This is a genomic window from Lysinibacillus sp. NPDC047702 (genome assembly GCF_050272555.1).
In the GTDB taxonomy this organism is placed as follows: Bacteria; Bacillota; Bacilli; order Bacillales_A; family Planococcaceae; genus Lysinibacillus.
In genome coordinates this window covers 1-1805 of sequence record NZ_JBNNMG010000139.1, presented here as the reverse complement: position 1 = coordinate 1805, position 1805 = coordinate 1, and the positions used below count along the sequence as shown (strand labels likewise).

The 1805-nt window shown below is 33.6% G+C and carries 2 protein-coding genes; one reads left to right on the top strand and one right to left on the bottom strand.

Going from position 1 to position 1805, the window contains the following annotated elements; genetic code table 11:
- Nucleotides 1–173: 173 nt before the first annotated feature.
- Nucleotides 174–374 (bottom strand): hypothetical protein, encoded by a 201-nt coding sequence (locus ACQKIM_RS28055; protein ID WP_427550245.1) that lies wholly within the window; start codon nucleotides 372–374, stop codon nucleotides 174–176.
- 377 nt (nucleotides 375–751) lie between these two features.
- Between ACQKIM_RS28055 and ACQKIM_RS28050 the strand changes: the two genes are divergently transcribed.
- Nucleotides 752–1174: an ester cyclase gene (locus ACQKIM_RS28050; protein WP_427550242.1), complete on the top strand. Its 423-nt coding sequence runs from the start codon at nucleotides 752–754 to the stop codon at nucleotides 1172–1174.
- Nucleotides 1175–1805: the final 631 nt, after the last annotated feature.

Below are 1805 nucleotides of genomic sequence, written 5' to 3'. Positions count from 1 at the left end.
CGACAGACAATAAACATGAAAGTGAAAAGGAACAGAAAATATACGGACATGGGATGTATTAAAAAAAGTGTCTAACTTGATATTGCAATTTACGATTTTTTTAAAATTCAAAACACCATGTTTTAAAGTCTTTTAAATCTCCGATAATTCCTCACTCATAAAACTATAAGAAGTTATTTAAAATATTCTGGTTTTGCAACTTTAAATGAAGCTACTTCTCCACAGTTCTTACAAAAAGTCATAAGAAGAGGCGAACCTACTGCAATTATCGATCCTATTGGTCTTATATTACCTTGGCTGGTAGTACCGCCAACTTGCCCAGTTGTAAAGGAATCACTACCACAAGCCTTACAAACTAATTTTTCGTTTTCCATGATTTCACCTCGTTATGTAATATATTTAAATTGTATCAAAAAAGCCGCAGCGCCGTCACACTCTACAGCTAAGAATTGAATTACATCCCCTCGATGCGCTACTGTGTAACAAGTAGAAGAGCTTTATCTTGCTTTGAAAACTGCCAAACTGCCAATTAAATAAAAAAGATCTTAGCTGTTTTTCGGTTAGTAGATATCTCGAGCTATTGAAGAGCGTTGTCATACATGTACTATCTGCTGAGTAGAGTTTAGTATGGTTTTAAGTGTATTATTTATAGAATATGATTCCAATTTGTTGCCTCTCGAATTATTATTAAGTATGGCGAGATATCGTTAACCTCGCCAAAATGTATAGTAAAATATAGCGGAGGGTTCAAATGACACCAGAGCAAATTGTGAAGCAATTTTTTGAAGAAGTACGGTCAGGGAATAATCCAGATTACGCAACTGAATTAATGGCAGACCAAGTATTGGCACATCAAGTTATTTCTGAAGAGGAATTAACGGTTATAAGAACACCGAGAGATTATGCAGACCATGTAAGAGAAATGCTAGAAGCATATGGCGATTTTTCATTAGAAATCCAAGAGTTCTTGGTACAAGGGAATAAAGTATATGTACGCTGGAAACAAGTTGGTACGCATGTTGGGGAAGTTGATGGTTTTCAGCCAACAGGTCTTCTAGTTATTGAAATAGCAAGCGCAATATATAGAATTGAAGATGAAAAAATAGCAGAATATTGGATACAAATTGATCGTGCTGGTATTGAAAACCAATTAAACCGTAATAAAAGTAATTAACATCCTTCGGGGTGTTTTTCTTTTGCTCTGAAAAGTGAGTATGGAGCAGAGTTTCCTCCTAATGGAATTAGTAATAATATTTAGAGAAATTTCACTTTATGTTCGATGTATAAACTTTGCAAAAGTTAAAAGTATTATATTATGGCTATGAACTAACAAGGGGAGATAGTTTTAAATAAAAGACAAGCAGGAAAGATTTTAGGTGTCATATCTATATTATTTGTATTAATAAGTATTGTTATTTCCTGTAAAAAAGAGGTCCAAATGCTGATATATATTTTCTAATCAATACTTATGGCATTTTATCTATTTTAGGAATCTTATTGGCTTTATTTGCAATGGGAATTGGTGAACCCTAAATCTGTTTCGTCTAATAAGGTTCATTGGAATAAACCCAGAAAATACCACTCCGTGATGGTTATCCAAATATAAAAAACTACAATAAACATAGGGATTTTAGATAGCTACTTAAAATCGCCTTTTAACAAAATCAAAAAATCCAAAACGTTGATCTAGCAGTGTTTTGGATTTTTTGATTTGTATCTTTTGAAAACCCCTTGCTATGCGAGGGGTTCTAAAGAGCTTCTAGCTATGGACAAGAAAAAACCCCCAGCCGTACAATGAAATCAGG

What these genes read in the sequence shown, in the direction of transcription:
- ACQKIM_RS28055 (WP_427550245.1), bottom strand. Translation starts at nt 374, where the DNA reads ATGGAAAACGAAAAATTAGTTTGTAAGGCTTGTGGTAGTGATTCCTTT.
- ACQKIM_RS28050 (WP_427550242.1), top strand. Translation starts at nt 752, where the DNA reads ATGACACCAGAGCAAATTGTGAAGCAATTTTTTGAAGAAGTACGGTCA.